26 protein-coding genes are annotated in these 25761 nt (G+C 60.7%); 14 read left to right on the top strand and 12 right to left on the bottom strand.

Features of this window, described 5'->3' with window-relative positions; translation table 11 throughout:
* Nucleotides 1-174 precede the first annotated feature (174 nt).
* The 3 genes from gltX (at nt 175) to QDY28_RS11460 (ending at nt 3560) form a co-directional block, all read left to right on the top strand.
* Nucleotides 175-1632, top strand: coding sequence for a glutamate--tRNA ligase (gltX, locus tag QDY28_RS11450; protein ID WP_331381792.1), 1458 nt, complete (start codon nt 175-177; stop codon nt 1630-1632).
* A 15-nt stretch (nt 1633-1647) separates the two neighbouring features.
* On the top strand, nt 1648-3144 hold the full coding sequence (lysS, locus tag QDY28_RS11455) for a lysine--tRNA ligase (RefSeq protein ID WP_331381793.1): 1497 nt from the start codon (nt 1648-1650) through the stop codon (nt 3142-3144).
* 131 nt (nt 3145-3275) lie between these two features.
* The gene (locus QDY28_RS11460; protein ID WP_331381794.1) at nt 3276-3560 is read left to right on the top strand and encodes a hypothetical protein; all 285 of its coding nucleotides are present in this window, start codon (nt 3276-3278) and stop codon (nt 3558-3560) included.
* 40 nt (nt 3561-3600) lie between these two features.
* On the opposite strand, the gene QDY28_RS11465 is transcribed toward QDY28_RS11460, so the two are convergent.
* A complete protein-coding gene (locus QDY28_RS11465) occupies nt 3601-4449 on the bottom strand; it encodes a hypothetical protein (protein WP_331381795.1) in 849 nt (282 codons plus the stop codon).
* Between the two features lie 193 nt (nt 4450-4642).
* Between QDY28_RS11465 and QDY28_RS11470 the strand changes: the two genes are divergently transcribed.
* From QDY28_RS11470 to QDY28_RS11500, 7 genes are all read left to right on the top strand, one after another.
* Nucleotides 4643-5551, top strand: coding sequence for a LysR family transcriptional regulator (locus QDY28_RS11470; RefSeq protein WP_104824340.1), 909 nt, complete (start codon nt 4643-4645; stop codon nt 5549-5551).
* Nucleotides 5552-5689: 138 nt separating this feature from the next.
* Nucleotides 5690-6850, top strand: a complete 1161-nt coding sequence (locus tag QDY28_RS11475; RefSeq protein ID WP_331381796.1) for an ABC transporter substrate-binding protein — start codon at nt 5690-5692, stop codon at nt 6848-6850.
* Between the two features lie 167 nt (nt 6851-7017).
* Nucleotides 7018-8004 (top strand): ABC transporter ATP-binding protein, encoded by a 987-nt coding sequence (locus QDY28_RS11480; protein ID WP_331381797.1) that lies wholly within the window; start codon nt 7018-7020, stop codon nt 8002-8004.
* The gene (locus tag QDY28_RS11485) at nt 8001-8972 is read left to right on the top strand and encodes an ABC transporter permease (protein ID WP_331381798.1); all 972 of its coding nucleotides are present in this window, start codon (nt 8001-8003) and stop codon (nt 8970-8972) included. The genes QDY28_RS11480 and QDY28_RS11485 overlap by 4 nt, the downstream gene beginning before the upstream one ends.
* A complete protein-coding gene (locus QDY28_RS11490; protein ID WP_331381799.1) occupies nt 8962-9777 on the top strand; it encodes an ABC transporter permease in 816 nt (271 codons plus the stop codon). Before QDY28_RS11485 ends, QDY28_RS11490 begins: the two co-directional genes overlap by 11 nt.
* A 13-nt stretch (nt 9778-9790) precedes the next feature.
* Nucleotides 9791-11218, top strand: a complete 1428-nt coding sequence (locus QDY28_RS11495; protein WP_331381800.1) for a gamma-aminobutyraldehyde dehydrogenase — start codon at nt 9791-9793, stop codon at nt 11216-11218.
* Nucleotides 11219-11423: 205 nt separating this feature from the next.
* A complete protein-coding gene (locus tag QDY28_RS11500; RefSeq protein WP_028752766.1) occupies nt 11424-11597 on the top strand; it encodes a DUF1328 domain-containing protein in 174 nt (57 codons plus the stop codon).
* A gap of 37 nt (nt 11598-11634) precedes the next feature.
* Here QDY28_RS11500 and QDY28_RS11505 read toward each other — a convergent pair whose 3' ends face one another.
* The 11 genes from QDY28_RS11505 to QDY28_RS11555 form a co-directional block, all read right to left on the bottom strand.
* Nucleotides 11635-12303, bottom strand: a complete 669-nt coding sequence (locus QDY28_RS11505) for a DUF1345 domain-containing protein (protein ID WP_442967506.1) — start codon at nt 12301-12303, stop codon at nt 11635-11637.
* Between the two features lie 116 nt (nt 12304-12419).
* Complete coding sequence (locus QDY28_RS11510; RefSeq protein WP_331381802.1) at nt 12420-13151, bottom strand: SDR family oxidoreductase; 732 nt, start codon at nt 13149-13151, stop codon at nt 12420-12422.
* Nucleotides 13152-13264: 113 nt separating this feature from the next.
* Nucleotides 13265-14398: an extracellular solute-binding protein gene (locus QDY28_RS11515; protein WP_331381803.1), complete on the bottom strand. Its 1134-nt coding sequence runs from the start codon at nt 14396-14398 to the stop codon at nt 13265-13267.
* Nucleotides 14399-14404: 6 nt separating this feature from the next.
* Nucleotides 14405-14857, bottom strand: a complete 453-nt coding sequence (locus QDY28_RS11520) for a MaoC family dehydratase (RefSeq protein ID WP_331381804.1) — start codon at nt 14855-14857, stop codon at nt 14405-14407.
* Nucleotides 14858-14860: 3 nt separating this feature from the next.
* Nucleotides 14861-15934, bottom strand: coding sequence for a Gfo/Idh/MocA family protein (locus QDY28_RS11525; RefSeq protein ID WP_331381805.1), 1074 nt, complete (start codon nt 15932-15934; stop codon nt 14861-14863).
* Between the two features lie 201 nt (nt 15935-16135).
* Nucleotides 16136-16465: an L-rhamnose mutarotase gene (locus QDY28_RS11530; RefSeq protein ID WP_331381806.1), complete on the bottom strand. Its 330-nt coding sequence runs from the start codon at nt 16463-16465 to the stop codon at nt 16136-16138.
* Between the two features lie 14 nt (nt 16466-16479).
* Nucleotides 16480-17592, bottom strand: coding sequence for a mandelate racemase/muconate lactonizing enzyme family protein (locus QDY28_RS11535; protein ID WP_331381807.1), 1113 nt, complete (start codon nt 17590-17592; stop codon nt 16480-16482).
* Between the two features lie 16 nt (nt 17593-17608).
* Nucleotides 17609-18706, bottom strand: coding sequence for an ABC transporter ATP-binding protein (locus QDY28_RS11540; RefSeq protein WP_331381808.1), 1098 nt, complete (start codon nt 18704-18706; stop codon nt 17609-17611).
* Nucleotides 18707-18710: 4 nt separating this feature from the next.
* Nucleotides 18711-19577: a carbohydrate ABC transporter permease gene (locus QDY28_RS11545; protein WP_331381809.1), complete on the bottom strand. Its 867-nt coding sequence runs from the start codon at nt 19575-19577 to the stop codon at nt 18711-18713.
* 2 nt (nt 19578-19579) lie between these two features.
* Entirely contained in the window at nt 19580-20473 is an 894-nt protein-coding gene (locus QDY28_RS11550) for a carbohydrate ABC transporter permease (protein ID WP_331381810.1), read from the bottom strand.
* Nucleotides 20474-20651: 178 nt separating this feature from the next.
* Nucleotides 20652-21968 carry an ABC transporter substrate-binding protein gene (locus tag QDY28_RS11555; protein WP_331381811.1) on the bottom strand — a complete coding sequence of 439 codons (1317 nt, stop codon included), beginning with the start codon at nt 21966-21968 and terminating at the stop codon, nt 20652-20654.
* A 177-nt stretch (nt 21969-22145) separates the two neighbouring features.
* Here QDY28_RS11555 and QDY28_RS11560 point away from each other — a divergent pair, with 177 nt between their 5' ends.
* The 4 genes from QDY28_RS11560 to QDY28_RS11575 all read left to right on the top strand — a co-directional run bounded on the left by QDY28_RS11560 (nt 22146) and on the right by QDY28_RS11575 (nt 25579).
* Nucleotides 22146-22937: an IclR family transcriptional regulator gene (locus QDY28_RS11560; protein WP_331381812.1), complete on the top strand. Its 792-nt coding sequence runs from the start codon at nt 22146-22148 to the stop codon at nt 22935-22937.
* A 63-nt stretch (nt 22938-23000) separates the two neighbouring features.
* Nucleotides 23001-23837, top strand: a complete 837-nt coding sequence (locus QDY28_RS11565; RefSeq protein WP_331381813.1) for an amidohydrolase family protein — start codon at nt 23001-23003, stop codon at nt 23835-23837.
* A 31-nt stretch (nt 23838-23868) separates the two neighbouring features.
* Nucleotides 23869-24414: a MaoC family dehydratase gene (locus QDY28_RS11570; RefSeq protein WP_028752752.1), complete on the top strand. Its 546-nt coding sequence runs from the start codon at nt 23869-23871 to the stop codon at nt 24412-24414.
* Nucleotide 24415: 1 nt separating this feature from the next.
* Nucleotides 24416-25579, top strand: a complete 1164-nt coding sequence (locus QDY28_RS11575) for a CaiB/BaiF CoA transferase family protein (protein WP_331381814.1) — start codon at nt 24416-24418, stop codon at nt 25577-25579.
* Nucleotides 25580-25761: the final 182 nt, after the last annotated feature.

A 25761-nucleotide genomic window follows, 5' to 3' on the forward strand; every position in this document is an offset into this window, starting at 1 on the left:
CAGTTTCCCTTGACGTTATCCGTTGAATATGGCCTAAGGCCTGCCAAACGGAAAACGCGGGATTGAAGCGGCAAGGCGCCCTTTTCCGGCCGGTTTCCTGATCCAGATAAACATCTCCGGCCGGGCAGCGCTTATCCCAAGCAGCGGCCTGGCTTTTTCTGACGGGCAAACAAGATGACAACATCAGGCGTTCGCGTCCGCATCGCACCCTCCCCGACCGGCGAGCCGCATGTCGGCACCGCTTATATCGCGCTGTTCAACTATCTCTTCGCCAAGAAGCATGGCGGCGAGTTCATCCTGCGCATCGAAGACACGGACGCGACGCGCTCCACTCTAGAATTCGAGACCAAGGTGCTCGATGCATTGAAGTGGTGCGGCCTGAAGTGGTCCGAAGGCCCCGACATCGGTGGCCCCTATGGCCCCTATCGCCAGAGCGACCGCAAGGACATCTACAGGCCCTTCGTCGAAAAGATCGTCGACGCCGGCCATGGCTTTCGCTGTTTCTGCACGCCCGAGCGCCTGGAAAAGATGCGCGAAGCCCAGCGTGCCGCCGGCCTGCCGCCGAAATATGACGGCCACTGTTTGAACCTTTCGGCAGAGGAAGTCTCCACGCGCGTTGCCGCCGGCGAGCCGCATGTCGTGCGCATGAAGATCCCGACCGAAGGCTCCTGCAAGTTCCATGACGGCGTCTACGGCGATGTCGAAATCCCGTGGGATGCGGTCGACATGCAGGTCCTGCTCAAGGCCGACGGCATGCCGACCTATCACATGGCCAACGTCGTCGACGACCATCTGATGAAGATCACCCATGTGGCGCGCGGCGAGGAATGGCTCGCCTCCGTGCCGAAGCACATTCTGATCTATCAGTATCTCGGCCTCGAACCGCCGCAGTTCCTGCATCTGTCGCTGATGCGCAACGCCGACAAGTCGAAGCTGTCGAAGCGCAAGAACCCGACGTCGATCTCTTACTATACGGCACTCGGCTATATCCCCGAAGCGCTGATGAACTTCCTCGGCCTGTTCTTCATCCAGATCGCCGAAGGCGAAGAACTGTTGACCATGGACGAGCTTGCCGAAAAGTTCGATCCGGAAAACCTCTCCAAGGCCGGCGCGATCTTCGATATTCAGAAGCTCGACTGGCTGAACGGCCGCTGGATCCGCGAGAAGCTGTCGGAGGAAGAATTCCAGCATCGGGTGCTGACCTGGGCGATGGAAAATAACCGCCTGAAGGAAGGCCTGAAGCTGTCGCAGTCGCGCATTTCAAAGCTTGGCGAGCTGGCCGACCTTACCGGTTTCCTCTTCAAGTCCGACCTCAACCTCGATCCCTCGGCTTTTGCCAAGATCAAGTCGACGCCGGAAGAGCTGCTGGAAATCCTGAACACGGTGCAGCCTGATCTCGAAAAGATCCTCGAATGGAATGTCGAGACAATCGAAGCCGAGCTGCGCGCCATCGCCGACCGCATGGGCAAGAAGCTGAAGGTCGTGGTCGCTCCGCTCTTCGTCGCCGTCTCGGGCTCGTCGCGCTCTCTGCCGCTCTTCGACAGCATGGCAATCCTTGGCCGCTCCGTCGTGCGCCAGCGGCTGAAACTTGCCGCCCAGACCGTTGCGACCCTCGTCGGCCCGAAGAATTGAACCGGACTTAGAACCATGAACGACAAGACCGAAGCATCCGCCCTCTCCTCCGACGCAACGGAGGTCCGCCGCCAAAAGCTGAAGCTGCTGCGCGAGCAGATCGGCGACGTCTATCCGGCCCACTTTCACCGGACGCTGACCAATGCCGAGCTGGCAGCGAAATACGAGGGTCTGGAGCCGGATACCGAGACAGGCGACGTCGTTATCGTCGCCGGCCGCGTCTATTCCTCGCGCAATTCGGGCATGTTCATGGATATCCATGATGCGTCGGGCAAGATCCAGATCTTCAGCCACAAGGACGTGACCGGCGAAGAGGCTCGCGCTTTGCTGCCGATGATCGATATTGGCGACATCATCGGCGTCACCGGTATCGTGCGCCGCACCAAGCGCGGTGAGCTGACGATCAATGCCCAGCAGATCACGATGCTCACCAAATCGCTGCTGCCGATGCCGGAAAAGTGGCATGGCCTATCCGATATCGAGCTGCGCTACCGCAAGCGCCATCTCGACATCATGACCAACGAAGAATCGAAGCTTCGTTTCCAGCAGCGCAGCCGCATCGTCTCCGGCATCCGCCGCTTCATGGAAAATGACGGCTTCATGGAAGTCGAGACGCCGATGCTGCATTCGGTCTATGGCGGCGCCACCGCCGAGCCCTTCAAGACGCATCACAACACGCTGAAGCTCGACATGTATCTGCGCATCGCGCCGGAACTGTTCCTGAAGCGCACGCTGGTTTCGGCCCTTGCAGACAAGGTGTTCGAGATCAACCGCAACTTCCGCAACGAAGGCGTCTCCACCCGGCACAATCCGGAATTCACCATGATGGAGTGCTACTGGGCCTATGCCGACTACGAGGACATGATGGATCTCGTGGAACGGCTGTTCTCGACGCTGGCGATGTCCATCCACGGCACCACCGAATTCGCTTTCGGCGACAAGCAGATCTCCTTCAAAGGCCCGTTCCGCCGCGTGCCGATGCCCGATGCCGTCAAGGAAGCGACCGGCATCGATTTCCTGGCGATCAAGACCGATGAGGAAGCCCGCGCCGCCGCCAAAGCCGCAGGCTTTGCCGTCGAGAAGGATGCCACCTGGGGCGAATGCCTCGCCTTCATCTTCGAAGAGAAGGTCGAGGGTACGCTGATCCAGCCGGCACACGTCACGCATTTCCCGAAGGACATCTCGCCCTTCGCCAAGGAAGTGCCGGGCGAACCGCGCCTTGTCGAACGCTTCGAGACCTATTGCAACACCTGGGAACTCGGCAACGCCTTCTCGGAGCTCAACGATCCGGAAGAGCAGCGCGCCCGCATGGTCGAACAGCTCGAACAGGCCCATGCCCGCGGCGAGAAGCAGAAGGAACTGGACGAGGAATTCCTCGACGCCATCGACCAGGGCATGCCCCCCGCCGGCGGCCTCGGTATCGGCGTCGACCGCCTGATCATGTTGCTTACCAACTCCGCATCGATCCGCGACATCATCCTGTTCCCGGCGCGGCGCAGCAAGGCGGACTGAAACGGTTTCGCATCAACGACGGGCCGCGGATTAAACCCCGCGGCCTTTTTCGTTGGGCCATTGCTTGCGGATTGCGTATAAGTGCCGCCAACGCGGCGAATCCTCGCCCGCCGGAACCAAGAGGCACGAAAATGACCGAGAAAGAAAACCCGACCACGGATGCCGATCACGAGCAGCAGCGTCTCGCCGATCTTGCCGAAATGGGCGATGTCGATCTGACGCAATTCGCGCCGGGTACATTCGGTTGCCACGAGGCGATGCATACGACCTCGCTCATGCTCGACATGACCGACGATCATCTCCTGCAACACCCCGCCATCCTCGCCGATCCGGAATTCTACCGTCTCGCCGGTGAGGTCCACGAGGCAATATTCGCGCTTTATCAGGCTATCGGCGAGAAACATCTGGCGGATTGAGACAATCCCTTGGTCCCTTTAAGGCCAAGGACCCCTGCCCTCAATTCGTAACCGGCGACCGCCGGTTGCTGGCGCCTGTCATGGTCGGGTCCAGACCCGGCGATGGTGCCGCATGCGGTTCAGCGGCATCGGCGCCAATGAAGCTGCCGGTATTGTTGCCCTCTGGCGGGAGATTGCGCGTGGACGCCGGAGGATTCTGTTCCGGCGGCGTCGCGGGCGCTTCCTCTTTTTCCTCGCGGGCGACGGCTTTCTGTTCTGCCGCTTCGGCCGCCTTCTGTTTGTCCTTTTTGGCGCTGCCGCCGGCCCCGTTCTCCGCCGCCAGAGGATCATCGCAATCGCTGTGATCGTTCAGCGCCGCCAGCGCGTCATCGATATCTTTCGGCAGCATGTTGATCTGCTCGCCATAAAACAGGCCTTCCGCGCTCGCGCCGCCATTGTAGTAACGCGCCGTCACCGGTGCCTCGGCCGCACCGTCGGCAACCTTGTCCGGATGCGGCACGTAGACGACATCGGCTCCCAGCGCTCGGCCGCGAATGTCCGAGCGCAGTGTCGGGCCGTTCTGATCGAGAACGACCACCTGGACGAGATCGGGCCTTTGCTCATCATAAACTGCCTTTGCAACGCGAAGCGCCGTTCTGACACGCGTCAGGCCGTCGGTCGGATCGGTGCGGATATATTTGCGCACCCAGAACCGGTTGTCCTTGCGGATGGTAACGAGGTTGACGTCGCTGCATTTCAGGCCGTTCGGAGAGGCTGCGGCAAAGCCCAAAAGCCGCTCTTTGCCGATATAAAGCGCGAAGACGCCGGAGCAGCCTATCAACAAGGCCACTCCGCCGATGATGGCGACAAGCTTCCGGGACGGCCGGAAAATGTGCAGTAAGGCGCTCACCCTAACTGCTCCACCATAAAGCACTCCAACGCGACAAAATGATCAACTCTCACGTTAGGGATATCGCGTTTCGGAATACTTAAAGAAGAGATGAATCTTGTCTCGCTCGCATTTCCGTTACCAAAAAAGGTCCAAGCCTTTCAGAACGATGCCGGTTCTTGCCTTGAACGGCATAGCCATGCTCTAACCGGGCATGGCCTTCACTTTGAGACAGCTTCAATATTTCGTCGCCGTGGCGGAACAGGGCTCCATTACCCGTGCGGCGCAGAACCTGTCGATCTCGCAATCCTCGGTCACCGAAGCCCTGAAGGAGCTGGAAAGCGACCTTGGCGTCGAGCTTTTCGACCGCCATCCCCGCGGCCTCTCCATCACCCATAACGGTCATCAGTTCCTGCGCCACGCCACAAAAATCCTCGCGACCGTTTCTGACGCGCGCACCAGTTTTTCCAGCCAGCAGAACGCGGCCGGCGGCACGTTGAACATAGGGGTCACCTCGCTCGTCGCCGGTTATGTGCTGTCCGACCTGCTGGCCCGCTACCGCCGCGCCTGCCCGGGCGTCGAAGTCAGCGCCATCGAAGACAATGGCGGCTATCTCGAACACCTTTTGGTCGGCGGCGAACTCGATGTCGCAGTCATGGTCATTTCCAATCTGCGCGACCGCATGGCACTGCAGGCCGAAATCCTTGAGACATCCCCCTATCGCCTGTGGCTGCCCATGGGTCATCCCCTGGTCTCCGCCGATATTATCAGCGTTGCCGACATCACCCGCGAACCGCTGATCATGCTGACCATCGACGAAATCGAGGAGAATACCGGCAAGCTGCTGACGGCGCTCGGTGCCCGCCCGCATGTCGCCTTCCGCACCCGCTCTGTCGAAGCTGTGCGCAGCTTGGTCGCCACCGGTGCCGGCGTTGCGCTGCTGCCGGACCTCGTCTACCGCCCCTGGTCGCTGGAAGGTGACCGGATTGAAAGCCGCGACGTTTCAGGCTCGCTCCCGGTCGTGCAAGTTGGCATGGTCTGGCGCAAGGGTTCCAGCCTGCCGCAGGCCGCCCGCGATTTCGTTGGCATCGCCGAAGCCATGCGATCGGGGCGCCAAAGGTAGCTTCTATCGGAAATTCCGATACCGTCTTTCTGATAAATGAATTTGCGAATACGGCAAAATAGCGTCACCTTTTTCTCCGGGAACAAAACGCCAGAAACTGGCTCCAACACCAACTGGCTCAAGAACCGGGAGAGTTTGATGAAGCATCTGCTGAAATCATGCACGGCTGCGCTCGCATGCTTAAGTTTCGCCACGCAGGGCATCGCCGCTGAGCCGCTGAAGGCGCTCGGTAAAGGCGAAGGCGCCGTCAGCATCGTTGCTTGGGCCGGCTATATCGAACGCGGCGAGAGCGACAAGAATTACGATTGGGTGACCCAATTCGAGAAGGACACGGGTTGCAAGGTCAGCGTCAAGACCGCCGCCACTTCCGATGAAATGGTGGCGCTGATGAACGAAGGCGGCTTCGATCTCGTCACGGCCTCAGGCGACGCGTCGCTGCGCCTCGTTGCCGGCAAGCGCGTCCAGCCGATCAACGTCGATCTGATCCCGAGCTGGAAAAATCTCGATGAACGTCTGAAAAATGCCCCGTGGCATACGGTCAACGGCGTCCACTACGGCGTGCCCTATCTCTGGGGACCGAACGTGCTGATGTACAACACCGACGCCTTCAAGGATCAGGCACCGAAGAGCTGGAAAGTCGTTTTCGAGGAAATGACCCTGCCGGATGGCAAGTCCAACAAGGGGCGTGTTCAGGCCTATGACGGCCCGATCTATATCGCCGATGCTGCGCTTTACCTGATGGCGCACAAGCCGGAACTCGGCATCAAGGACCCCTACGAACTCAATGAAGACCAATACAAGGCCGCCCTCGACCTTCTGCGTGGCCAGCGAAAGCTCGTCAGCCGCTATTGGCACGACGCGATGATCCAGACGGATGACTTCAAGAACGAAGGCGTCGTCGCCTCCGGCTCCTGGCCGTTCCAGGTCAACCTGTTGCAGGCGGACAAGCAAAAGATCGGCTCGACCTTCCCGGACGAAGGCACGACCGGATGGGCCGATACCACCATGCTGCATGCCGACAGCGAGCATCCGAACTGCGCCTATATGTGGATGGAACATTCGCTGCAGGCCAAGGTACAGGGTGATGCCGCCGCCTGGTTCGGCGCCGTGCCCTCGGTTCCGGCCGCCTGCAAGGGCGACGAGCTTCTGACCGACAGCGGCTGCGCCACCAACGGCTACGACCATTTCGACAAGATCAAGTTCTGGAAAACCCCGGTCGCCAAGTGCACGACCGAGAGCGAATGCGTGCCCTACCACCGCTGGGTTTCCGACTATATCGGCGTGATTGGGGGCAGATAGTTCACGCCGATCGTGGCGACCGCCTCTTTATCCGAATGAGCGCGATCGCATCGGGACGATGGGGGGCCTGATATTTGAAGCCCCTCATCGCCTCACCAAGCCCTCTTCCAAACGAAGAGGGCGACGGAACAATATGCCCTTCACCTCTGCATGCCCGGGAGCATCCCATGACCGCCGTTCGTTTCCAGCAGGTGTCCCGCCATTTCGGCCAGGTCCGCGCCGTAGACCGCGTCGATCTGGAGATCGCGTCCGGTGAATTCTTCGCCATGCTCGGTCCCTCCGGCTCCGGCAAGACCACATGCCTCCGGCTGATCGCCGGTTTCGAGCAGCCGACCGGCGGCCATATCGAGATCTTCGGCGAAACCGCCGAGGGCGTGCCGCCCTATCGTCGCAACGTCAACACGGTCTTTCAGGACTATGCGCTCTTCCCGCATCTCAATATTCTCGACAACGTCGCCTATGGGCTGATGGTGAAGGGCATCGGCAAGACAGAAAGGCTAAGAGCCGCTGAGCAGGCGCTCGAACTGGTGAAATTGCCTGGTTATGGCATCCGCCGCCCCGGCCAACTCTCCGGCGGCCAGCGCCAGCGCGTGGCACTCGCCCGCGCCCTCGTCAACAAGCCGAAAGTGCTGCTGCTCGACGAACCGCTTGGCGCGCTGGACCTGAAACTGCGCGAGCAGATGCAAGAGGAACTCAAGAGCCTGCAGCGAGCGCTCGGCATCACCTTCGTCTTCGTCACCCACGATCAAGGCGAAGCACTCTCCATGGCCGACCGCGTCGCCGTCTTCAACAATGGCCGGATCGTGCAGGAGGGCACGCCGCACGACATTTACCAGCGGCCAAAGACCCGGTTCGTCGCCGATTTCGTCGGCTCTTCCAATGTGATCGCCCCCGAGACGATGTCATCGCTCGGCGGCGAACGACGCTGGGCGAGCCTGCGGCCGGAGGCGATACGCCTGACTGAGGATGCCGGCGTTCCGGCGACGGTGCAAGCGACCAGCTTCCTCGGCGCCGCCACCCGGCTTTCGGTCGAAGCGCAGGGCACGCGCATGCATGTCACCGTGCCGGCCGGCCAGCCTATTCCCGACACCGGCGCCTCGGTGCGCATCGCCTGGCTGCCTGCCGACATCCATTACATGGACGACGCCGCATGATGTCAGCCGCCATCTCGACGGCCGCACCTGCGGCCACCTCGATCCTTCCACGTCGCGGCGGCTTCTTCGGTCGCCTCTCCGATCTCTTCTGGCGCCGCCCGAAACTGCTGCTCTTCCTGATGCTGACGCCGCCGCTGCTCTGGCTTGGCATCATTTATATCGGCTCACTGATCGCCCTGCTGCTGCAGAGCTTCTTCTCGATCGACGACTTCTCCGGAATGGTGAATTACGAATTCACGCTCGCGACCTATGCGCAGCTTTTGAATTCCGCCAATTTCGACATCATCATCCGCACGGTCGTCATGGCGGCGCTGGTCACCATCGCGTCCTCCTTCGTCGCCTTTCCGATCGCCTATTATGCGGCGCGCTATGCCAAGGGGAAATGGAAGGCGCTGTTCTATCTCGGCGTCATGCTGCCGCTCTGGTCGAGCTATCTGGTCAAGGTCTATGCCTGGAAGCTGATCCTCGCCAAGGAAGGCATTTTGACCTGGCTTTTCGAGAAGCTCTATCTCGGCTGGTTGCTCGACGGCGTGCTCAATCTGCCCATTGTCGGCGGCAATTCGCTGTCGGTGAGCTACATCGGCACCTTCCTGGTCTTCGTCTATATCTGGCTGCCCTATATGATCCTGCCGACGCAGGCGGCTCTCGAGCGCGTGCCCGCCAATCTCCTCGAAGCCTCAGCCGATCTCGGCGCGACCCCGAACCAGACCTTCCGCACCGTGCTGCTGCCGCTGGCATTGCCCGGCGTCGTCGCCGGCTCGATCTTCACCTTCTCGCTGACGCTTGGCGACTACATCATCCCGCAGATCATCGGCTCGTCGCGCCTCTTCATCGGCCAGGCCGTCTATGCGCAGCAGGGCACTGCCGGCAACGTGCCGCTCGCCGCCGCTTTCTCGGTCGTGCCGATCGTCATCATGGCCATCTATCTCTGGATCGCCAAGAAACAGGGGGCTTTCGATGCGCTCTGATCGCAGCCAACAAGCTTCCCTGCCCTTGAAGATCGCCGCCGCCTGCGGGCTGCTCTTCCTGCATCTGCCGATCCTGCTGATCTTCGTCTATGCCTTCACGACCGAGGAAAAAAGCTATCAATGGCCGCCGCCGGGCCTCACGCTGCAGTGGTTCGGCATTGCCTGGAACCGGCCGGATGTCTGGTCGTCGCTCGCGCTATCGGTGCAGGTGGCGACTATCGCAACGGCAACTGCCCTCGTGCTCGGCACACTCTGCGCCGCCGCCGTCAGCCAGACGAAATTCTTTGGCCGCGAGGCGATCTCGCTGCTGGTGATCCTGCCGATCGCCCTTCCCGGCATCATCACCGGCATAGCGCTGCGCTCCGCCTTCAGCCTGTTCGATATTCCCTTCTCCGTCTGGACGATCGTTCTCGGCCACGCCACCTTCTGCGTCGTCGTGGTCTATAACAACGCCGTCGCCCGCTTCCGCCGCACCTCCGGCTCGCTGATCGAAGCCTCGATGGACCTCGGCGCCGACGGTTTCCAGACCTTCCGCCATATCATCCTGCCGAATATCGGCACGGCGCTGCTTGCCGGCGGCATGCTCGCTTTTGCGCTTTCCTTCGACGAAGTCATCGTCACCACCTTCACCGGCGGCCAGCAGATGACCTTGCCGATCTGGATGCTTGAGGAACTGATCCGCCCGCGCCAGCGCCCCGTTACCAATGTCGTCGCCATGGTCGTGGTGCTCGTCACCTTCCTGCCGATCCTGGCGGCCTACTATCTTACCCGCGACGGCGACCAGATCGCCGGCGGCGGCAAATGAAAGGGAGATTATTATGGATACCCAAATGCTGATCGGCTCGCGCTTCGAAGCCGGCACGGAAACGGAAGAGCACATCCTCAACCCGAAGACGGGCGAGACGGTGCTCAACCTGCCGGAGGCCTCGCTCAGCCAGATCGACATTGCCGTCGACGCCGCCGAAAAGGCCTTCACGAGCTGGTCGCAAACGACACCGGCCCAGCGCTCCACCTATCTCCTGAAGATTGCCGATGCCATCGAGAAGGATGCCGAGGGCTTTGCAACGCTGGAAGCGCTGAATTGCGGCAAGCCGATCAATGCCGTGCTCAACGACGAAATCCCGGCCATCGTCGATTGCTACCGCTTCTTCGCCGGCGCGGTGCGCAATCTGCACGGCCCGGTCGCCGGCGAATACCTGCCTGGCCACACGTCGATGATCCGCCGCGATCCGATCGGCATCGTCGGTTCCATCGCGCCATGGAATTATCCGCTGATGATGATGGCCTGGAAGCTGGCACCGGCGATTGCCGGCGGCAACACCGTCGTCTTCAAGCCCTCGGAGCAGACGCCGCTGACGGCGCTGAAGATGGCGAAGCTGCTTTCGGACATCCTGCCCGAAGGCGTCGTCAACGTCATTCTCGGCCGCGGCGAAAGCGTCGGCAATGCGCTGATCAACCATCCGAAAATCAACATGGTGTCGATCACCGGCGATGTCGCCACCGGCAAAAAAGTGCTGCAGGCGGCCGCGAAAACGGTGAAGCGCACTCATCTCGAACTCGGCGGCAAGGCCCCGGTCATCGTCTTCGACGATGCCGACATCGATGCCGTCGTCGCCGGCATCCGGACCTTCGGCTATTACAATGCCGGCCAGGACTGCACCGCCGCCTGCCGCATCTATGCCGATGCCAAGGTCTATGACAATTTCGTCGCCGACCTCACCTCAGCCGTCTCCAGCATCAAGTTCAATCTGAGCGATGACACGGAGAACGAGATCGGTCCGCTGATCTCCAAGCGCCAGCGCGATAGGGTCGAAAGCTTCGTCACCCGCGCCGCCGAACACAAACACATGGAAATCACCACCGGCGGCAACACCTCGGGCGATCGCGGCTTCTTCTATGCCCCGACCGTGGTTGCCGGCGCCACGCAGGATGATGAGATCGTCCGGCGCGAAGTGTTCGGCCCGGTCGTTTCCGTCACCCGCTTCACCAACACCGACGATGCGGTCGCCTGGGCCAACGACAGCGATTACGGCCTTGCCTCCTCGGTCTGGACCAGGGACATCAGCCGCGGCATGCAGACCGCCGCCCGCCTGCAATATGGCTGCACCTGGATCAACACCCACTTCATGCTGGTCAACGAAATGCCGCATGGCGGTCTGAAGCAATCCGGCTATGGCAAGGACATGTCCGTCTACGCTATCGAAGACTACACGGCCGTCCGGCATGTCATGATCAATCATGGGTGAGGAAGGGCCGGCTTAGCCGAGCAATCGATCCGGTGGGTCGATTGCAGCGCCGGCTGACGCAGGATATTCGAACTCCATTTTTTCCTTTTGGATGAGATGGACTCTCTTAAAGCGATAGGTCCATCACTGCCGGCAATCAAAACGGCATCGGAACAATTTCCCATTTTCTGCGTCTTCATTAGGCGCAACGCAGAGGAGATTTCTAATGCTGAAATGGGCTCTCATATTCTTCGTGATTTCCCTGATCGCGGGCTTTTTCGGCTTTTCCGGCGTCTCGGCCGCGACAGCGACGATTGCCCGCGTGCTGTTCGCGATCTTCCTGATCATCTTCATAGTATTCTTGATCATGGCGGTAATGGCCGGCAACGCCGTGCTCTAGGTAGGGGACACCTCGACGAGGTTTTACAAGGGGCGAGCTACACTAGGCTCGCCCCGACATTGATGGCAAGCGCCAGGATCGTAGTGTTGAAGAGGAACGAGAGGATGGCATGCAGCAGCACCAGCTTGCGCATGCTGACGGTAGATACCCCGATATCGGCGGTCTGGGCGGCGACGCCGATGGTGAAGGAGAAATAGAGGAAATCCCAATAGATGGGTTCATCGAGCGGCTCGGCGAATTTCAATCCCTGTCCCTTGCCCGAACCGCGGTAGAAGCGGTGTGCATAGTGGACAGTGAATAGGATGTGCAGGAACACCCAGGAAACCAAGATCGTCACGATCGCCATTGCCACGCGGAACAGCGCCACCTGCGCCGGCGCTTCCTTGACGTCGAGCAGGTTGAGGGCGATGCCGCCGATACTGGCAAGGGCAGCGGCGATGGACAGGAACAGCAGAACCGCATCCGAAAAATCGAGATCAGCCGAACGCTTTCGGATGCGACGCACATCGGAGGTCAGCATTCGGTAGAGGCTGAACCCGATATAGACGATGGCGGTGGCATTCCAGCCGATGAGCACGTTGTTCGCATTGAAGGCACGCGAGGTCACAAGCAGGAAGAACACGATGCCGGCCGCAACGCTGACCAGAATTACCTGATGCTTGTGCAACAGCATGGCGGCCCCGGAACGATGGTGGTGTTCGTCCATGCGCATGCCGCACTCCCATTCGCTAAATATCCATCAGATATAGATTCTCTGGCGAAACAGGCAAACGAAAAGAGGCCCCGCAATGCGGGGCCTCTGCTCTTGGAAAAGACGCTAAGTCAAGCTGTCCAGCCGCCGTCGATGACATGGATCTGACCGGTGGTGAAGCCCGCCTCGTCGCCGGCGAGATAGGTCACGAGCGCCGCGATCTCCTTGGCGTCGGCGATACGGCCCATCGGCTGGCGGGCGATGAAGTCGGTCATGGCCTTCTCATAATCGCCAGTGGCGCGCAGACGCTCATGCAGCGACGGGCTGTCGACTGTGCCGGGGCAAATGGCATTGGCGCGAATACCCTTGGCGACGAAATCGGCGGCGATCGCCTTGGTGAGGCCGATCACGGCTGCCTTGGAGGCGCAATAGGCGAAGCGATTCGGCACGCCTTTCACGCTGGAGGCGACCGAGGACATATTGACGATCGAGCCCTTGCCCTTCTCGAGCATGCCCGGCAGGAAGGTGCGGCAGGTCGTGTACATCGCCTTGGCGTTGAGGTTGAAAGAGAAATCCCAATCCTTCTCTTCGCAGTCGAGGATGGTGCCGGCATGCACGAAGCCGGCGCAATTGAAAAGCACGTCGATCGGTCCGAGTTCGTCGGCGTAAGCCTTCACTGCGGCGCTGTCGAGTACGTTCAGCACATGCTTGCTGGCGCCTTCCAGCGTCGAAAGCGTCTGCTCGTTGATGTCGGTGGCGAATACATGCGCCCCGAGCGAGATGAAGCGCTCCGCCGTTGCACGGCCGATACCCTGTCCTGCCGCTGTGATGACGACCTTTTTGCCTTCCAATCCGTGACTCATAATCCTGATCCTTTCCTCCAGGGCATGATCCCCGAACCGAAAGGCCACGAAGCTGAAATGCGTGGTTGCTTGCGGATAAGGCCATGCGAAAACAAACAGCTAGAGCCGCTGCCCTAGCTTTCGAACGATTGTGCGAAGAGCCGGTTGAGCTTGTCGACGAGGACTGTATGCCGCTCGGCCGTGCGCAGTCCATTGCTAATAATGTCAGACGCTTCGCTCTGGAAAGCCATGTAGCCGTCATGGCGCGGCCGGACGTAGGCGCCCTCCAGCGTGGCGCGCGTATTGCGGTAGAAATCGAGTGCCGGCGCGTTGACGGCATCGCTAATCCAGGCGTCGGCGTGGCCGGGCTGGCCATTGCCGCCTGCATAAGCGCCCGCCTGCACCGGCCCGCTGGCAATCCAGCGCGCAAAGGCCTTGGCTTCCTCCGGCGTCTGCGTCCGGGCCGAAACGGCAATACCTGTGCCGCCAAGGGCCGAGCCAATCGGCGGACGGCCGTCGATCACCGGCATGTCGGCAAAGGCTATGCGCGCCGGTCGGAATCCGGCGAAGGAATAGCTGACATAGCCATAGGCGAAAGGAACGACGTCATAGGGGCAATCCGGCCGGCCGAGGAGATCGAAAACGGCGATCGGGTCCATCTCGTAGCATTTAGCATCCATGCCGCCGACAATCCGCGCCATCCAGTCGAGCACGGCTTCCCCATCTGCCCTGGCGATACACTCCGGCCCTTCGACGCTGCAGGGCGTGCCGAGATGCGCCGCAAGCGTGAAAAACGTCATCAGCGAATGCGGCGGCCGCATCGGCAGGATCGCCCTGCCCTTGGCCGCCAGCGATACGATCTCGGTAAGATCGGTGATCGGGCCACGCAACCGGTCGGGCCGGTAAGCCTGAACCTGCGTTGCCGCGTCGATCGGGAATCCCCATTGCCGGCCCTGCCAATTGTAACTCGGATAGGAGCGCCCGACCGTGCCGGCGGCGATTGCAGCGAGCTCATCCGCGTGCGCGGCATCGTCAAGCGGCAGCAGGCAGTTCTCGCGGGTGATCTGGCCGACATGCGGATGATCGATAACGATAAGGTCATAGGCGGCCGCCAGCTCTTCGACAGGAAAGGATTCGAAATCCTGCAGCGAGCGCTTTTCCCAGACCACCTCGATGCCGGTCTTTTCCTTCCAGATAGCCGAGCAAGCCATCATCGGATCGTAGCCGCGCGGATGCGACCAGGTCATTCCCTTGAGTTTCACCATCATTCTCTCTCAGTTTGCCGCTTTGCGCTCGACGATCAGGATGTGATCGGCGGCGAGCACGACCTCGCCGCGCTGGTTCAGCACTTCGCATCGCTCGACAACGCGACCGGACGCCGGGCGCTTCGGATCGTCCTCTTTCGCCGAAATCGTCACCCGCGTGCGGATCGTGTCGCCGATATGGACTGGGCGGATGAAGCGCAGCCGGTCGTAGCCATAGGAAAAGGCGACGGGATTGATGAGTGACGCGGTCAGCCCGACGCCGATCGAAAAGATCATGGTGCCATGGGCGATGCGTTGACCGCCCGGCAAGGTCTTGGCGAATTCCGCATCCATATGATGCGGAAAGAAATCGCCGGTATGGCCGGCATGGACGACGAAATCGGTCTCGGTGATCGTCCGCCCGGTCGTCGTGCGGACGTGGCCGAGCTCATAGTCTTCGAAATAGATGGTTTGTTCTGCCATTCCTCAAGCCTTCGGAAGTTCTGCAATCGGCGTTGCCGGAGCGGCGCTCGATTGATAGGCGGCCTCGACCAGCGCCATGGTCTGCCATGCATCCTCGACGGAGCCGACCAATGTCTCGTCCTCGCCAGAGGCAAAGCGCTGCAAGTTGGCCATGCGATTGAGGAAGGCATCCGGGAACCAGGCGCCTTCGAGCTTCACCTCGACCCACTCACTGCCGCCGGCCGGCCGAATCCACAGCTCATCCGGCTCGCCGCGCGGATAGTCGAGATTGACGCCGAGCTTGATATAGGCCGCCCCCTTGGTACCGGAGATGCGGAATTCGCACGCCTGGAACTTGCGGCCGAAATCATGGTCATGATTGACCGAGAGTACGCAGCGCACCTTGTTGCCATAATCCAAGATCGCCGCGGTTCGCGTCTGGGCGACGTCATGGTTGGGATGGCCGATAGTCTTGGCATGTACGCCCTTAGGATTGCCAAGCAGGCCGCGGATGAAGTCGAGATAATGGATCGAGTGCATGGCAATCTCGATGCGCGGCAGGCCCTTGAGAAATGGCCAGAGGCCCCAGGGCGTTGCGAGCGCCAGCCATGCGTCGAAATCGACGACCTCGCCGAGATACCCCTTATCGACGGCATCATAGAGTGCCAGCATCATCGGCGCGAATCGAAGCTGGAAATTGACCGCCGCCTTGATGTCGCGTTCGCGGCACACCCGCAGAATTTCCGTCGCCCCGGCAAGATCGCTGCCCATCGGCTTCTGGATCAGCGCGAAAGAGCCGCGCGGCAGCTTGCCGAGGATAGAGGCGTGGGCAGCGGGTGGTGTCGCCAGATCGAAGATCGCACCTTCGACGGCCAACGCCTCGGCCTCCGACGCGAAGGCGCGAATGCCCCATTGATCCGCCAAGGCCTTCGCCTTTTCTGCGTTCGGATCATAGAGGCCGGCGACCGGAAAGCCTGCCTTGTTGTAGGCGGGCGAGTGCGCGTCGCCGACAATGCTGCCTGCGCCGAAGATGACGATCGGGCGCGGATGGCTGGGTTTCGGCCACCATTGGCGAAGGGATGTGGGATCGAAGGTCATTGGGTGTCTCCGGCGTTTGCGGCAACCTTCCCTTCTCCCCTCGGGGAGAAGGTGGCCCGAAGGGTCGGATGAGGGGGTGGCGCGGCATATTTGGAGCTGCAGTGAGCGGAGAGCAAAAGGCGAGGTTCTCCTGGTAACGCCCCCTCAACCCGCGCTCCGCGCGTCCTTCTCCCCGACGGGGAGAAGGTGAGAACTTCCACCTCAGTCATGATGAAACACCTCTTCCATCATGGCCCACCATTCGCCTTCCTTGCGCGTGTCGAGCGGTTTCTGGCAGGGCATGCAGACGGACCACCATTCCTGGTTTTTCGGGCTTGCAGCCATCTTGGCCATATCCGCCTCAAAATCCGTGCCGACATATTCCCAATAGCCGAACAGCAGATTTTCCGGTTCCTTCAGGAAGATGGAATAGTTGGTGATGTTGCACTCGGAAATGAGTGCCAGGATCTCGGGCCAGACGGCCGCATGCAGGCGCTTGTATTCCTCGATCTTCGACGGCTCCAGGCCGATCACCATCCCCATCCGCTGCATGACCCGATCCTCCTTCAGCCGTGGATCTCTTTCGTGAATTCGCCGATCGAGCGCGCCTTCACCGCTTCCCAGTCCCAGGCGATGCCGATGCCGGGCTCGGAAGGCGCGATTGCCTTGCCGTCGACGATCTCCATGCCCTTGGTGGTGAGATCGTCAAGCTGCGGGATATATTCGACATATTTGCCGTTGGGCACCGCGCAGACGAGGCTGACATGCAGTTCCATCAGGAAATGCGGGCAGACGGGAATGTCGAAGGCTTCAGCCGCGTGCGCCACCTTCAGCCAGGGCGTGATGCCGCCGATGCGGGCAACGTCCACTTGGACGATCGAACAGGCGCCTTTCTGCATATATTCGCGGAAATGCCGGATCGAATAGATGGACTCGCCGACCGCGATCGGCGTCGGCGTCGAGCGCGTCAGCCGGATATGGCCGTCGAGATCATCGGCCGGCAACGGCTCCTCGATCCAGGCGAGATCGAGCTCCTTCAGGCGCGCGGCCCGGCGGATGACCTCATCGACCGTAAAGCCCTGGTTGCAGTCCGTCATGATCTCGAAGCCGGAGCCGAGCGCCAAGCGCATAGCCGAAAGCCGGTCGTAATCCTCCGATCCGTGCGGCTTACCGATCTTCACCTTCGAGCCGGAGAAACCCTTTGCTTTTGCCTGCAAAGCATCCTCGACCAGCGCTTCCTTTTCGATGTGCAGCCAGCCGCCTTCGGTCGTATAGAGCGGGCAGCGATCCTTGGCACCGCCCGCAAGCTTCCACAGCGGCAGGCCCTGTTTCTTGGCGCGCAGGTCCCAAAGCGCGGTATCGATGGCAGCAAGCGCCAGGGCCGTAATGGCGCCGATGGTCGTCGCATGCGTCGCGAATTCCATTTTATGCCAGATCGCCTCGATGCAATCGGCATCTTCCCCGATCAGCAGCGGCACGAGATGGTCCGATAGCAGCCGCATGACGGAGGAACCGCCGGTGCCGATCGTGTAGCTATAGCCGGTACCGACGGCGCCGTCGGAATCGGTAATGGTGACGATCGGCGTCTCCTGGCTGACAAAGCTCTGGATCGCATCCGTCCGCTTCACCTTCGGCGGCAGGTCCACCATGCGCAATTCAATTTTCTCGATGCGGGCCATGTGTGGTCTTCCTCCCTCAGACCGCCAGGCTCTTGCCCGTCTCGGCCGAAAAGAGATGCGCCTGACTGAGATCGAAGCTCATTTTCAGTTGTTCGCCGCTCTTCAATCCGCGCGGATTGAGCATGCGCGACACCCATTCGCGGCCGGCGAATTCAACGAAGACCAGCGTTTCATTGCCGAGCGGCTCGGTAATGGCGACGGGCAGCGTCACCTCGTGCACCGCTGCCTCCGCGCCCGAGTGCAGGCCATGGCCGCTTGGGAAAATATCGTCCGGACGCAGGCCGAAGGCGACCTTTTCGCCATCCCTCACCCTGCCAACAAATTGCCCAGGCAACGGCAGCTTGTCGCCATTCTTGAACACCAGCGCGCCCGCCGAGACCGTTGCCTCCTCGATATTCATCGGCGGCGAGCCGATGAAGCCGGCGACGAAGCGTGTGGCCGGGCGCTTGAACACTTCATCAGGCGTGCCGACCTGCTCGATATAGCCATCGCGCATGATGACGATGCGGTCGGCAAGCGTCATTGCTTCCACCTGGTCATGGGTGACGTAGATCACCGTCGACTGCACCTTGGCATGCAGCTTCTTGATCTCGGTGCGCATCTGAGTGCGGAGCTTCGCGTCGAGGTTCGACAGCGGCTCGTCGAAGAGGAAGACCTCCGGCTGGCGAACGATGGCACGACCCATGGCGACGCGCTGGCGCTGGCCGCCGGAAAGCTGCGCCGGGCGGCGGTCCATGAGCGCTTCGAGGCTGAGAATCGCGGCCGCCTCATTGACGCGCTGGTCGATCTCCTCTTGCCGTTGCTTGGCGATCTTCAGTGAGAAGCCCATGTTTTCGCGCACGGTCATATGCGGATAAAGCGCGTAGGACTGGAACACCATGGAGATGTTGCGATCACGCGGCGGCAGGTCGTTGACGATGATGTCTCCGATCATGATGGCGCCCTCGGAAATGTCCTCGAGGCCAGCGATCATACGCAGCGTCGTCGACTTGCCGCAGCCGGAAGGCCCGACCAAGGCGATGAATTCCTTGTCCCTGATATCAAGATCGATCCCATGGACGATTTCCAGGGCGCCGTAGCGCTTGACGAGTTTTTTGAGCGTAACCTGAGCCATGGGTTCAACCTTTGACCGCACCAAATGTCAGACCGGACACCAGGTGTTTCTGAATGATGAAGGTGAGAGCGAGCGCCGGAACGATCATCACCACCGCAAGAGCGCACATGCCGCGCCAGTCGATGGTGAACTCGGCCGTATAGTCGAGAAGCCCGACCGGCAACGTCTTGGAATCGACGGAGCGCGTGAGCTGCGAAGCCAGCGCATATTCGTTCCAGCAGGTGAGGAAGGCGAAGATGCCCGCCGATGCGATGCCCGGACCGGCAAGCGGAAACTCCACCTGCCAGAAGGCCTGCCAGCGCGTGCAGCCGTCGATTTGCGCCGCTTCCGCAAGGTCTTTCGGCACCTGTCGGAAGAAGCCGTCGATCAGCCAGATGGTGAAGGGCACGTTCAGCGCGACATAGGTGATGATCAGGCCGAAATGCGTGTCGATGATGCCGAGCCGCGCATAGACCATGAACAGAGGCAGCGACAGCGCCACGCCCGGGACGGATCGCGTCAGCATCAGGCCAAGGAACACCGCCGATTTGCCTTTGAAACGGAAGCGGGCGAAGGCGTAGCCGCCGGACATGCCGATGATGAGCGCAATGACGGTAGAGGTGACGGAGATCACCAGCGAATTGCGGAAATAATCCCAGACGGGAATACCGCCCTGCCCCGCGCCACCGAACATGGCGCGATAGGCTTCGAGCGATAGCTCCTGCGGGATCCAGACCGGCGGCTTTGCCATGATCTCGACCGTCGGGCGCAGCGAGCTGAGGATGATCCAGAAACCCGGCAGGCAGATGATAAGCATCGCGATGAAAAGGCCGATGAGGTAGGCCACTTTTCCGATGCGGCGACGCATGCGTTGTTCGGCGTTGCGATCCATGATTACCACTCCGCTCCGATCTGGGTGCGGGCAAGCGCCAGCTTACGGAAGAAATAGACTGTGAAGGCGATCGACAGGATGATCGAGACATAGGCCATGGCGTTGGCGAGCCCCATCTGCGCGTCCGCATAGGCCGTGCGCCCGACCAGCGTCCAGATGAGCTCCGTACGCCGCGCCGGGCCGCCATCCGTCATGATCTTGACGATGTCATAGGCGCGGGCGACATCGAGCGAACGGATGGTCATGGCGATGAAGGCGAAAGGCATCAGGAACGGCCAGGTGACATAACGAAAGGTCTGCCAGCTCGTGCAGCCATCCACTTTCGCGGCCTCCACCGGCTCCTGCGGCATGGCGAGCAGGCCGGCGAGGATGAGGATGGCGAAGACTGATGTCGACGACCAGATTTCCGCGACGACGATCGAAAGCAGCGCCAGATTGCCGTCGATCAGCCAGGGAATGGCACTATTGGTGATGCCGAGCGACTGCAGGGCATTGTTGATGATGCCGACATTGTCGTTGAACATGAATTTGAACTGGAAGCCGACGAGCACCGGCGAAAACATCATCGGAAACATCATCAGCGTTCGCAGCACGCGCTTGCCGTAGGTTGCCTTGTTGACCAACAGCGCCAGGCCGAGGCCGAGCAGCATTTCCAGATTAAGCGCGATGGTCAGCAGCACGACGGTGCGCACGAAGGCGGCGAGGAAGACCGGATCGGTGAGGATGCGGGTATAGTTCCGCAGGCCGATGAAGGTGAAGAGCGTCGCCGGCCGTGTCAGGCGGAATGGCGTGAAGCTGGAGTAAAAGGACAGAAGCAACGGAAACAGCACCACCGCCACAAGCACGATGATCGCCGGAAGAAGCAGCAGGACCGGTGGAGATATTTTCTTATACATGGTTTGCACCTGTCGGCACTCCTCAGCAGCGTGGCCCGGACTGCGTGGAATGCTTATTGCATGGGGCCGAGAGGCCGGCGTCTACCGGCCGGACAGACCGGCCCCTAAAGGCGCAGTCATAAGTATTTTTGAGGAAGTCCCGCACCCTCTGCCGGATGCGGGACTTTGATTGCGGCGATCAGAGCGCGCCGGCATCCTTCAGAACGTCGGTTGCCTTCTGCGCGGCCGTGTCGAGCGCTTCCTTGGAGCTCTTGTCGCCGAGGATGGCGGCCTGAAGCTCAGGATAGACCACGTTGGAAATCTCGATCCATTGCGGCGTGCGCGGAACCGGGAAAGCGTATTTCATCGATTCCTGGAACGTGCTCAGCACTTCCTTCTTGTAGGGATCGGATGCAGCCTGCTGGATGTCCCATTCCCAAACGGCCTTGCGGGTCGGCAGCGTGCCGTTGGCGGCTTCAAGCTTCTGCGAATCGTCGTTGGTCAGGAACCAGACGAGCGAGGCGGCAGCATCCTTGTTCTTGCAGGCTTCCGTCACCGAGAAGCCGTGATGTCCGGACCAGCCGGTGTGCTTGCCGGACGAGCCGACCGGCTGCACGACGACGCCGACATTGCCGGCGATCTTCGAAGACTTCGGATCGTTGAAATAGGTTGCCCAGCCCGGCCAATCGAGATCGAGCGCGACGGTGCCCGACGCAAAGCCGGCGCCGAGGTCGTCCCAAAGATAGTTGGTCGTGCCGGCCGGAACAGCTTTGGCCTTGTACATGTTCACGAACCAATCGAGAGCGCGCACGCCGGCTTCCGAATTGAAGGCCGGCTTGCCGTCCTTGTCGAGATATTCGCCGCCTTCGGCGACCAGCATTTCATAGAAGCGGCCGTTGATCGCCTCTTCCTTGCCCGGGAACTGCGTGCCGAAGAAGTTCGGCGGATTGGCGAAGAACGTCGCCTGGTCAGATACTTCCTTCCAGGTCTTCGGCGGCGCCAGATCGTAGCCGTACTTGGTCTTGAATGCCGTCTTCTTGGCCTCGTCATTGTAGAGGCTCTTCTGATAGTAGAGAGCCGAAACGTCGAACTGGGCGCGCGGCAGCATGATCAGCCGCCCGTCGATGGTCGATGCGTCGATCGTCGAATCGACGAACTTGGCAATCTCTTCCTTCGGCAAGAGCTTGCCGAGATCGGTGTAGAGGTCGGGATATTGAGGCGCGAAAGATGAGTGGTTCGAACCGACGCACCAGGAAATATCGCCCGACGCCATGTCCGACTTGATTTCCTTGTCGAGCTCGAAGTGGTTCTTCTTGGAGAGGATGTTGACCTTGGCGCCGGTCTCCTTCTCCCACTCGGAAATGCGCGCGTAAAGCGGCTCATATTGCTGGCCGCCGATTAGCTTGGCGTCGATCGTCACGCCCGGGAACTTGCCGGGCAGGTCGGCAGCAGAGACCGCGGAACTGGCGAGCAATGCCAATATGCCGGCGGCAAGACCGGCCTTCAAATTCCTCATTGAATTTCCTCCCTAAAGGACCGGACACCCGCCGATCGCCCTCAACGATCCAAATATGGATCAATGATTTATATGTAAACACCTTATTCACTGACCGTCAAGCCGCGATCGCGGGCGCTTGCAAATCGCTTTCATTCATATATGAATGATGAATCATCTTTCCCCAACGAGGCGTCCATGAGTGTAGAAGACGACAGCGATCGATACCGCGCACCGGCGCTGGACAAAGGCCTCGATATCCTGGAACTGCTGGCGCGGATCGACGGCGGGCTAACGCAGGCGGAAATCGCCAAGGCGCTCGGCAAAAGCCCGAACGAGTTCTACCGCATGCTCGATCGCCTGGTCCGGCGTGGCTATGTGCAGCGGCAGGATGGCGACCGCTTCTATCTGACGCTGAAGCTCTTTGGTCTGGCGCATTACCATGCGCCGGTGCGCCGGCTCGTTTCCTTCGCCACGCCGCTGATGCGTGAGTTCTCCAATCGCGCCGAGCAGGCCTGCCATCTGGCGATTTTCGACCGCGGCTCCGTCATAGTCATTGCCCAGCAGGATTCGCCGACCTATTGGGGCATCTCCATCCGCGTCGGCGCCCAGATCAACCTGTTCAACACCGGCTCCGGCCACGTCCTGCTCGCCTTCCGCGACGAAAAACATCGCAAGATGATGATCAACGAGCAGCAGCGCCAACAGGACGACGATGTGCCGATGCCGGCCGATCTCGATAAACGCCTTCAATTGATCAAGGAGCAGGGTTTCGAGACGATGGACAGCCTGCAGACCAATGGGGTCCGCAACATCTCGGCACCTGTGCTGGCATTGGATGGCTATGCGCTGGCCGCGCTCACCTGTCCCTATATCCAGCCCGTCAATCCGAATGCGCCGAGCTACGAGCAGGTGATCCAGTATGTTCGCGAAGCAGCCAGGGACGTGTCGGAGACCGTCGCCGGCACGTTGGAGAATGCCGAGATATAATTTCTATTTGAATAAACTATTCTTATGTGAGTATATATTGATCAGCATGATGGGAGGATCGCCATGCTTTTCGATAGCCACCTGCACATCGTCGATCGTAAGAACCTTCGCTATCCCTGGCTTGAAGGGGCAGGCGCGCTGAACCGCGACAGCCTCTATGAGGACTACGCACGCGAAGCCCAGCGCGTGGGGATCACCGATACGCTGCATATGGAAGTGGATGTCGCAGAAGACGATATCGAGAAGGAGACGGACTACGTCAAAGACGTGAGCCGACAGGCCGGCAGCCTGATCCGCGGCGCCATTGCCGCCTGCCGCCCGGAGCATCCCGGCTTCCCCGCCTATCTCGAACACGTGCTTGCCGATCCCTTCGTCAAAGGCTTCCGCCGCGTGCTGCATGTCGTGCCCGACGACGTTTCCGAAGGCGCACTTTTCCGCGAAAATCTGAAGCGGCTCGCCGGCACGCGCCTCACCTTCGATTTCTGCGTGCTGCCGCATCAGATATCCAAGGCGATCGCGTTGGCCGATCTCAATCCCGATGTTCAGTTCATTCTCGATCATTGCGGCGTGCCCGCCGTCAAGGATGGCTTCAGCGCGGTTTGGACCGCCGGAATATCCGAGATCGCCAAGCGGCCAAACGTCGTCGTCAAGATTTCCGGCGTGGTCGCCTATGCCGATCCCGATAGCTGGACCGTCGATACGCTGCGCCCCTTCGTCGAACATTCGATTACAAGCTTCGGCTGGAATCGCGTCATCTGGGGCAGCGACTGGCCGGTCTGCACGCTGGGCGGCGGTCTCTCCACCTGGGTCGCTGCCACACATGCACTGACGCAAGGCGCGAGCGCAGACGAACGTGCTGCCCTTTATCGCCTCAACGCCAAGCGCCTCTGGTTGCTTTGAGCGCCCTGGAATTTTCTCGAAAGCCAATGCCATGACTGCGACCGTCGGCATCTCCAGCACCCATCCGAAGACCATGCCAGCGGATCATGCCGATATCCCCGTCTGGAACTCGGAAAACTGGTTCTATGAGGATTTCGAAATCGGCCATAAGATCCGCTCGCTGCGGCGGACGATCTCCGAAGGCGAATCCCAGCAGTTCAACGCCCTTGTGCTCGATATGCACCCTTACGTCAGCGACCAGATCTTCGCAGAGACGGAGGGCCTGTTCGGCAAGCGCCTCGTCGCCGGCGCCTTCGTCTTCTCCGCCGGCCTCGGTCTCGTTGCCACCAACTGCATCAACGCCTTTTCCTATGGCTACGACAAGCTGCGCTTCATCAAGCCCACCTTTATCGGCGACACGATCTACACCATCCGCACCAATCTCGATAAACAGCCGAAATACAAGGATCTCGGCCTGATCCGCTCTTCCTACGAAGTCTTCAAGGGCGAAGGCGAGTTGGTGCTCTATTGCGAGCATATCCAGACGGTGCGTTACAAGAACGGCCGCCCCGCAGACGCTCCGGAACTGAAGAGCTGAGATGGCTGAAACAAACAATGACGGCCTGCTCGCGGGCATCACGGTGCTCGATATGAGCCAGTTCCTCGCCGGGCCGATGGCCGCCCTCCGGCTTGGCGATCTCGGCGCGCGGGTGATCAAGATCGAGCGTCCCGATGGCGGCGATCTCTGCCGCCGGCTTTATCTCAGCGACACCGAGATCGGCGGCGACTCGACGCTGTTCCACGCGATCAACCGCGGCAAGGAAAGCTTTGCCATTAACATGAAGGATGAAGGCGATCTGCAGGAGCTGCGCGCGCTGGTCGCAAAGGCCGATGTTATCATCCAGAATTTCCGGCCTGGGATCATCGAGCGCCTGGGTCTCGATTATGCTTCGGTGGCCGCGATCAATCCGCGGATCGTCTATGGCAGCATCACCGGCTATGGCCCCGACAACGAGTGGCGGCACTTTCCCGGCCAGGACCTGCTCGCCCAGGCCCGCTCCGGCGCCATGTGGCTGAACGGCGAAGCCGATGACGGCCCCGTACCTTTCGGGCTTGCGATCGCCGACATGCTGGCCGGCAACCTCATTGTCCAGGGCATTCTTGCCGGCCTCGTGCGGCGCGGCGTCACCGGTCAGGGTGTCCATGTCGAAACCAGCCTACTGGAAGCGATGGTTGATTTCCAGTTCGAGGTGCTGACCACCCATCTGAACGATGGCGGGCGGCTGCCGAAGAAATCCTCCGTGCGCAATGCCCACGCCTATCTCGCGGCTCCTTATGGCGTCTACCGTTGCGCCGACGGTTGGCTGGCGCTCGCCATGATGCCGCTGCCAAAGCTGGCGCCGCTCTTCGAACTTCCGGCGCTTGCCGAGTTTACGCCGGACGAGGCCTTCACCCGCCGCGACCAGATCAAGACCCTGATCGCCAGCCGCCTGCATCAGAAAACGGTCAAGGAATGGCTAGCCATCCTGGAGCCCGCCGATATCTGGGCCGCGGAAGTGCTCGACTGGCCGAAACTCCTGCAAACCGCCGCTTTCCGCCAGCTCGACATGCTGCAGACGGTAACCCGTGACGACGGCGTCTCCGTGCGCACGACGGCAAATCCGATCCGCGTCAATGGCATCCGCAGCAAGAACGACTTGGCGGCGCCGACGATCGGCGGTCAGTCGGGGAAGATCAGGGCGGAGTTTATTGGTGATCGGTAGATCATTGCGCACTTCGTATCTGCCGCACCCGTGATACCCCCTCTGTCACTATCGTGACATCTCCCCCACAAGGGGGGAGATTGGTAACCCGCTGCGCTGTCATCCCCGAACAGTAAGCATCGCATCTGCTGAGCTATCGTGCTTCATTTTGTGGAGCTGAGTGCTGCGCGCCAACGATCTCC

It is taken from the genome of Rhizobium sp. BR 362, assembly GCF_036528765.1.
In the GTDB taxonomy this organism is placed as follows: domain Bacteria; phylum Pseudomonadota; class Alphaproteobacteria; order Rhizobiales; family Rhizobiaceae; genus Rhizobium.